The 7,980-nt window shown below is 66.4% G+C and carries 5 protein-coding genes and 1 rRNA gene; all 6 read left to right on the forward strand.

Going from position 1 to position 7,980, the window contains the following annotated elements; genetic code table 11:
• Positions 1-193: 193 nt before the first annotated feature.
• Complete coding sequence (gene tig, locus ACFOY2_RS18695; RefSeq protein WP_379529317.1) at positions 194-1,573, forward strand: trigger factor; 1,380 nt, start codon at positions 194-196, stop codon at positions 1,571-1,573.
• Between the two features lie 457 nt (positions 1,574-2,030).
• Positions 2,031-2,663, forward strand: coding sequence for an ATP-dependent Clp protease proteolytic subunit (locus ACFOY2_RS18700; protein WP_379529318.1), 633 nt, complete (start codon positions 2,031-2,033; stop codon positions 2,661-2,663).
• 10 nt (positions 2,664-2,673) lie between these two features.
• Entirely contained in the window at positions 2,674-3,297 is a 624-nt protein-coding gene (locus ACFOY2_RS18705) for an ATP-dependent Clp protease proteolytic subunit (protein WP_449290135.1), read from the forward strand.
• 185 nt (positions 3,298-3,482) lie between these two features.
• The gene (gene clpX / locus ACFOY2_RS18710) at positions 3,483-4,766 is read left to right on the forward strand and encodes an ATP-dependent Clp protease ATP-binding subunit ClpX (RefSeq protein WP_043640058.1); all 1,284 of its coding nucleotides are present in this window, start codon (positions 3,483-3,485) and stop codon (positions 4,764-4,766) included.
• 122 nt (positions 4,767-4,888) lie between these two features.
• Positions 4,889-7,462 (forward strand): valine--tRNA ligase, encoded by a 2,574-nt coding sequence (locus tag ACFOY2_RS18715; RefSeq protein ID WP_379529319.1) that lies wholly within the window; start codon positions 4,889-4,891, stop codon positions 7,460-7,462.
• 429 nt (positions 7,463-7,891) lie between these two features.
• Positions 7,892-7,980: ribosomal RNA gene (locus ACFOY2_RS18720) — 16S ribosomal RNA — on the forward strand; the annotation flags it as partial.

The following is a 7,980-nucleotide window of genomic DNA, read 5'->3' on the forward strand; positions in this document are numbered from 1 at the left end:
TCGCGGATGATCGCAGGTGAGTCGTGACGGCGTTGGCGTCGTGGTTGGGTGTGCATCTGCCCTAGACTGGCCATCGGCGTTGGAACCCGCCGTGGCGGAGCATGCCCAACACCGCACATGTGGGCGCGGCGCGCGAGCCGTACCGATTGGACGCGCCCGCGAACACTCGTAGCTTGATCAAGGAGACCATTCCGTGAAGACCGCTGTCGAGGAGCTCAGCCCGACCCGGGTCAAGCTCACTGTCGAGGTGCCGTTCGACGAGCTGCGCCCGAGCATGGATGCGGCGTACAAGAAGGTCGCGCAGCAGGTGCGCGTCCCCGGGTTCCGGCCTGGCAAGGTTCCGGCCCGCATCATCGAGCAGCGCTTCGGCCGGGCGGTAGTGCTGGAGGAGACCCTCAACGACGCGGTGCCCAAGCTGTACGGCCAGGCCGTCGACGAGGTCGACGTGTTCCCCGTCAGCCAGCCCGACATCGAGGTCACGAAGATCGACGACGGTGAGCAGATCGAGTTCACCGCCGAGGTCGACATCCGGCCCAACTTCGAGCTGCCCGACTACCAGGGCGCCGAAGTCACGGTCGACTCCGCCGAGGTCTCCGACGAGGACGTCGACACGCAGCTCGACGCGCTGCGCCAGCGCTTCGCGACCCTGACCGGCGTCGAGCGCCCGGCCGCCAACGGCGACTTCGTCGTCATGGACCTGCGCGCCGAGATCGACGGCGAGAACATCGAGGAGCAGCAGGCCAACGAGGTCTCCTACGAGGTCGGCGCCGGCTCGGTGCTGCAGGGCCTCGACGCCGCGCTCGAGGGCATGTCCGCGGAGGAGGAGAAGAGCTTCAAGACCGAGCTGGTCGGCGGCGAGAACGCCGGCGAGGAAGCCGACGTGATCATCAACGTCAAGTCGGTCAAGGAGAAGGTCCTGCCGGAGCTCGACGACGAGTTCGCCCAGCTCGCCAGCGAGTTCGACACGCTCGACGAGCTCAAGAACAGCATCCGCGAGCAGGCTCGCCGCAACAAGCTCATCGACCAGGTCGTCCAGGCCCGTGAGAAGGCCCTCGACGCCCTGCTCGACCAGATCGACATTCCGCTGCCCGACAGCGCGCTCAAGACCGAGGTCGACGCTCGCAAGCACAACCTCGACCACCAGGTCGCCGAGAGCGGCCTGAGCCGCGACGCCTTCTTCCGCCTCTACCAGACGACGGAGGAGGAGCGCTTCGCCGAGTTCGAGAGCAACTCCGCCAAGGCGCTCAAGGTCGGCTTCGTGCTCGACAAGATCGTCAAGTCCGAGGAGCTGGGCGTCTCCGAGCAGGAGCTGACCAACTTCGTGGTCCGCCGCGCGATGGAGATGGGCGTCCAGCCCAACGAGCTGGCCAAGCACCTGGCCGACAACGACCAGCTGACGCTGGCCATGGTCGAGATCGTGCGCGACAAGGCCAAGTCGGTGCTGGGCGACGCGGCCAAGGTCGTCGACACCGAGGGCAACGAGGTCGACCTCAAGGCGATCTACAGCGAGATCAACGGCGGCGAGGTCGTCGAGGACGAGGCCCCGGCCGACGAGGAGAAGAAAGAGGCGTAACTCCCGCGCCCAGACGTAGCCGAGCCCCCGAAACCGGTCGATCCGTTCGGGGGCTCTGGCCATTCTTGGGCCAAAAAGGGGACCATGTTGGTACCGGGTGGGCTCGCCGGCCCGTCGCCCTTGCCGGTCCCGCCCGCTATGTCTGCCAGGGTCCGTGCGTGCCCCGAGAGCGGCCCAGGACGCTTGAGGGCCTTCTGAGAGGCTTCCCACGCGTCCACCGGGCCCGCTCGCCATCTGAGGGCGTTCAGGGACGTGTGGCCGTGTCACGCGCGCCCGCTCCGGCAGCACACCTGAGCCGGGGACGATTGCCGCAAAAGTCGCGCAGGGTAACAGCAGAGGTGCCTTTACGAACATGCGCCGTCAGCGAACAGCACGGGGACCGGGCATGACCTATGGGCGGCGCGCGTTAAGGTCACAAGCAAAGCCAATCGATTACGACGCATCGGAAGGTGACGCTGTGACCAGCCCGCCGACCTTCTATCAGCCCGAGTCTCGAGACCGTGAGAACGGCTCCGCCTTCCGGCTTGAAGACCAGCTTTACCAGCGCCTGCTCCGCGAGCGGATCATCGTGCTCGGGCAGGAGGTCAACGACGAGATCGCCAACCGCATCTGCGCCGAGCTGCTGCTGCTCGCCGCCGACGACCCCGAGCGCGACATCTCGCTCTACATCAACTCGCCGGGGGGCTCGGTGAGCGCGGGCATGGCGATTTACGACATGATGGAATACGTACCGAACGACGTGTCGACGGTTGTGATGGGCATGGCCGCCTCGATGGGGCAGTTCCTGCTCACCGCCGGGGCCAAGGGCAAGCGCTACGCTCTGCCGCACGCCAGGGTCATGATGCACCAGCCGTCGGGCGGCATCGGCGGCACCGCGGCCGACATCGCCATCCAGGCCGAGCAGATGCTTTACGTGAAGAAGACGCTGGCCGAGCGGATCGCCTTCCACACAGGGCAGCCGCTGGAGCAGATCGAGGCCGATTCCGACCGCGACCGCTGGTTCACTGCCGAGGAGGCCAAGGACTACGGCTTCATCGACCTCGTCGTCCGCAGTGCGCGACAGGTCCCCTCGCAGGGCCCCGTCTCCTAAGGAAGCTGAAGTGGATATCTACAGCCGCTACATTGTTCCGGAGTTCACGGAGCGCACCTCGTACGGGGTGAAGACCATGAACCCGTACACCAAGCTCTTCGAGGACCGCATCATCTTCCTCGGAGTGCAGATCGACGACGCGTCGGCCAACGACGTCATGGCGCAGCTGCTGACGCTTGAGTCGCTCGACCCCGACCGTGACATCAGCATCTACATCAACTCGCCCGGCGGCTCGTTCACGGCCATGACGGCGATCTACGACACGATGCAGTTCGTCCGGCCGGAGATCCAGACCGTCTGCCTGGGCCAGGCCGCCTCCGCGGCCGCCGTGCTGCTGGCCGGTGGCACGCCGGGCAAGCGTTTCGCGCTGCCCAACGCCCGGGTACTGATCCACCAGCCGTCCACCGAGGGCGGCGGCCAGGGCAGCGACATCGAGATCCAGGCCCGCGAGATCCTTCGCATGCGCACTCTGCTCGAGGACATCGTGGCCAGGCACACCGGCAAGCCCTCGGCCGACGTCCGCAGGGACATCGAACGCGACAAAATTCTCAACGCGGACGAGGCAAAGGCGTATGGTCTGATCGATGACATCATTCCGTCCAGGAAGAAACGGGCTCAGGCCGTAGCTTCCTAGACGAGACGTGACGCACCGGAGCGCTGCCCAATAGGGCACGTTCCGGTGCGACTCGCCGCTAGGGGGCTCACTGAGGGCCCAGAAGACGGTAACGTCGAAACCTGAGCGGTTCGGCCAAGTCCGGAGGATGTCCGGAGACAACTGCTCGCGAGAGCAGGGCGGTCCCACGCAAAGGAGTATCTGGGGTGGCACGCATCGGCGACGGGGGAGACCTGCTGAAGTGCTCTTTCTGCGGGAAGAGCCAGAAGCAAGTCAAGAAGCTCATTGCCGGTCCAGGCGTCTACATCTGCGATGAGTGCATCGATCTCTGCAACGAGATCATCGAGGAGGAGCTCTCTGAGTCCTCCGAGCTCAAGTGGGACAACCTGCCCAAGCCGAGGGAGATCTACGAGTTCCTCGACGCCTACGTCATCGGTCAGGACAAGGCGAAGAAGGCGCTCTCGGTGGCGGTATACAACCACTACAAGCGGGTGCAGTCCGGAGACCGGGGCAGAGACGACGGCCTCGAACTGGCCAAGAGCAACATCCTGCTGCTCGGGCCCACCGGTTCGGGAAAGACGCTGCTGGCGCAGACCCTGGCGAAGATGCTCAACGTCCCCTTCGCCATCGCCGACGCCACCGCGTTGACCGAGGCCGGCTACGTCGGCGAGGACGTGGAGAACATCCTCCTCAAGCTCATCCAGGCCGCCGACTACGACGTCAAGAAGGCCGAGACCGGCATCATCTACATCGACGAGGTCGACAAGATCGCCCGCAAGAGCGAAAACCCGTCGATCACGCGCGACGTCTCGGGCGAGGGTGTGCAGCAGGCGCTGCTGAAGATCCTGGAGGGCACGACGGCCTCGGTGCCCCCGCAGGGCGGCCGCAAGCACCCGCACCAGGAGTTCATCCAGATCGACACCACGAACGTGCTGTTCATCTGCGGTGGCGCGTTCGCCGGCCTCGAAAAGATCATCGAGTCGCGCATCGGCAAGAAGGGCATCGGCTTCAACGCCATCATCCGCTCGAAGGAAGAGGTCGACACGGCCGACATCTTCGGCGACGTGATGCCGGAAGACCTGCTCAAGTTCGGCATGATCCCCGAGTTCGTCGGCCGCCTGCCGGTCATCACCTCGGTGCACAACCTCGACCGCGAGGCGCTCATCCAGATCCTCACCGAGCCGCGCAACGCGCTGGTCAAGCAGTACCGCAAGCTGCTCGAACTCGACGGCGTGGAGCTGGAGTTCACCGACGGCGCCCTTGAGGCCATCGCCGACCAGGCCATCCTGCGCGGCACCGGCGCCCGCGGGCTGCGCGCGATCCTGGAGGAGGTGCTCCAGTCCGTCATGTACGAGGTGCCCTCCAGGCAGGACGTCGCCCGCGTGGTCATCACCCGCGAGTCGGTGATCGAGCACGCGATCCCGACGCTCGTCCCGCGTGACCAGCTCGCCGCCAAGCAGCAGCGCACGCCCCGGGAGAAGTCGGCCTGAACAACGGCCCGCAGAGCGCCCTGTGACCACGGAGGTCGCGGGGCGTTTTCGGTGTCCAAGAGGATCCTGGCGACGGCGGGGCCGCGAACCGTGGGGCGTTCCGCTTGCCCGCCTCCCTAGAATTGGTCACTGTGACAACGCCAGAGCTGCCCACCCAGTACACACCGGCCGACGTCGAGACCCGAAGCTACGAGCGCTGGGTATCCGAAGGCTACTTCCACGCCGACCCGGGCAGCTCGCGCGAGCCGTACAGCATCGTCCTCCCGCCGCCCAACGTGACCGGCGTCCTGCACATCGGGCACGCACTCGACCACTCCATCCAGGACGCGCTGACGCGCCGCGCCCGCATGCGCGGGCTTGAGACGCTCTGGCTGCCCGGCATGGACCACGCCGGCATCGCCACCCAGAACGTCGTGGAACGTGAGCTGGCCAAAGAGAGCCTGTCGCGGCACGACCTGGGGCGCGAGGCGTTCGTCGAGCGGGTCTGGGAGTGGAAGGAGGAGTCCGGCGGCCGGATCCTCGGCCAGATGCGCAAGCTCGGCGACGGCGTCGACTGGGCGCGTGAGCGCTTCACCATGGACCCCGGCCTGTCCAGGGCGGTCCAGACGATCTTCAAGCGGCTGTTCGACGACGGGCTGATCTACCGCGCCGAGCGCATCATCAACTGGTGCCCGCGCTGCCTGACCGCCCTGTCCGACATCGAGGTCGAGCACAGCGAGGACGAGGGCGAGCTGGTCTCGATCCGCTACTCCGACGAGATCGTGGTGGCCACCACACGCGCCGAGACCATGCTCGGCGACACCGCCGTGGCCGTCCACCCCGCCGACGAACGCTACGCGCACCTGATCGGCACGATGGTCGAGGTGCCGCTCACCGGGCGCATGATCCCCGTGGTCGCCGACGAGCACGTCGACCCGGCGTTCGGCACCGGCGCGGTCAAGGTCACCCCCGCGCACGACCCCAACGACTTCGAGATCGGACGACGTCATTCGCTGCCGTCGCTGACCGTCATGGACGAACGCGGTGTGATCACCGCGCACGGCCCTTTCCAGGGGCTCGACCGCTTCGAGGCCCGCCCCGCCGTGGTCGCCGCACTGCGCGCGGAGGGCAGGATCGTCGCGGAGAAGCGCCCCTACCTGCATTCGGTCGGCCACTGCTCGCGCTGCAAGACCGTGGTCGAGCCGAGGTTGTCGCTGCAGTGGTTCGTGAACGTCTCGCCGCTGGCCAAGGCCGCCGGCGACGCCGTGCGCGACGGCCGCACCCGCGTCCACCCACCTGAGCTGGCCAAGCGCTACTTCGACTGGGTCGACGACATGCACGACTGGTGCATCTCCCGTCAGCTTTGGTGGGGGCATCGCATCCCGGTCTGGTACGGGCCGGGCGGCGAGGTCGTCTGCGTGGGCCCCGACGAGGAGCCGCCCGCCGGTTACACCCAGGACCCGGACGTTCTGGACACCTGGTTCTCCTCGGCGCTGTGGCCGTTCTCGACCATGGGATGGCCGGAGGAGACACCGGAGCTGGCGCGCTTCTACCCGACGTCCGTCCTGGTGACCGGATACGACATCCTGTTCTTCTGGGTGGCCAGGATGATGATGTTCGGCCTGTACGCCATGGACGGCGCGCCGCCGTTCCGCGTCGTCGCGCTGCACGGCATGGTGCGCGACCAGTACGGCAAGAAGATGTCCAAGTCGTTCGGCAACGTGGTCGACCCGCTCGACTGGGTCGAGCGGTTCGGCGCCGACGCCACCCGCTTCACCCTGCTGCGCGGCGCCAACCCCGGCGCTGACGTCGCGGTGAGCGAGGAGTGGGCGGCCGGCTCACGCAACTTCTGCAACAAGATCTGGAACGCCACCCGCTTCGCGCTGATGAACGGCGCCGCCATCGGATCCCTCGAAGGCGCCGAACTGACCGCGGCCGACCGCTGGATCCTGTCGCGGCTGCAGGCGGTGATCACGGCCACGGACGCCGCGTTCGAGGAGTACGAGTTCGCCAAGGCGTCCGATCTGCTCTACCACTTCGCGTGGGACGAGGTCTGCGACTGGTATCTCGAACTGGCCAAGATCCAGCTGGGTGAGGGGCTTGAGCACACCCGGATGGTGCTCGGCCACGTGCTCGACGCGTTGCTGCGGCTGATGCATCCGCTGGTGCCGTTCGTGACCGAGGAGCTGTGGCGGGCCGTCACCGGGGGCGAGTCGGTCGTCGTGGCCCCCTGGCCGGAGGCCGACGCGCGCTACGCCGACGCGGCGGCCGAGGCCGAGATCGGGGCGTTGCAGGAGCTGGTGACGGAGGTCCGGCGGTTCCGCTCCGACCAAGGGCTCAAGCCCGGTCAGAAGGTGGCCGCCCGCCTGGGGCTCGCCGGCACGCCGCTGGCCGATCAGGAAGCCGCGATCCGGGCGCTGCTGCGCCTCACGGAGCCGCCCGAGTCGTTCAGCGCCACAGCGCGCCTCAGCGTGGGCCAGGTGAGCGTGGAGATCGACACCGCGGGCGCCATCGACGTCGTGGCCGAGCGCAAACGGCTGGAGAAGGACCTGGCCGTGGCACGCAAGGAGGCCGCGCAGGTGTGGGCCAAGCTGGGCAACGAGCAGTTCATGGCCAAGGCGCCGGAAGACGTGGTGGCCAAGGTCAGGGCCAGGGCCGAGCAGGCGTCCGCGGACATCGCGCGCCTTGAGGCTCAGCTCTCCGGGCTCGGGGTTTGAACGTACGCACGCGGGGAAGGTCCATTCGTTACCGAAGATGGACCTTCGACGCCGTTGAGGCTGCTACAGTTTTCAACGCAGGGCTTGATCGCCCTGGCACCCCTCTGATCGATCCCGAACTTTCGGGCTGGTCCTACCACGTGGTTGGACAAAGGCTGAAAGTTCGAGTAAGTTAGCAGGGTTGCCTCGAGGAGAGGCAGGTCCGGAAGCTACCGGAACGGGCGGTTTGACAAGAAACACCCAAATCTGGTAGACTGAAGGAAATGAAATGTGAGCGCCCTCACCGCTAGGGTCCGAAAGGGATTCTGGCGGGGTTGTACGCGTCCGTTTCTTGAGAACTCAACAGTGTGCTAAAAGCCAGTGCATGATTTACATGCAAAACCCTGTCATTGATTTGACGGATTGCTTGGACAGCTTTTCCAAAAGCATTGTTTGGAGAGTTTGATCCTGGCTCAGGACGAACGCTGGCGGCGTGCTTAACACATGCAAGTCGAGCGGAAAGGCCCTTCGGGGTACTC

The organism is Nonomuraea purpurea (assembly GCF_042650645.1).
GTDB classification, from domain to species: Bacteria; Actinomycetota; Actinomycetes; order Streptosporangiales; family Streptosporangiaceae; genus Nonomuraea; species Nonomuraea purpurea.